Genomic DNA, 401 nt, shown 5'->3' with positions numbered 1-401 from the left:
GCCTTGATCGCTTTGACGAAATCTTCGTTGTCCCAAGCGTTGATCTGACCAGGGCGAGCGATGTAAGGAGCATCCGGGAACATCTCTTTGAGCTCTGGTACCAGCGGGCCGTTAGGACCTTGTTCGAAGCTGGTGGTCAGGATGGTTGGCAGTTCGAAGAACTTGGCCACATCAGCCAGCGCCAGTACGTTGTTCTTGAACTCGTTCGGGGTGAAGTCCTGTACCAGCGAGATCAAACCAGTCTGGTGGTCGACCAGCAGAACTACGGCGTCGTCTTTGTTCAGGCGGTTGTAAGTGGCGTTAGTCATGGTGGAATCCTTTATCGAAGTAGGTAAGTAGTAAGTGGCGTCGTTCAACTTGAGGCCAGATTAAAGGTCTTCGAATAAAGGATAAATCGGCTG

Annotated in this window: 1 pseudogene; it reads right to left on the bottom strand. The window is 51.6% G+C overall.

What is annotated here, in order from left to right:
• A pseudogene (locus EE949_RS01030) lies at positions 1 to 308 on the bottom strand (hydrolase); the annotation flags it as partial.
• Between the last annotated feature and the right edge of the window lie 93 nt (positions 309 to 401).

Origin of the sequence: Pseudomonas viridiflava (assembly GCF_900602065.1) — a bacterium.
Lineage (GTDB): Bacteria > Pseudomonadota > Gammaproteobacteria > Pseudomonadales > Pseudomonadaceae > Aquipseudomonas.
Note: the sequence above shows the minus strand (reverse complement) of the source record. Positions and strands in the feature narration are given on the sequence as shown.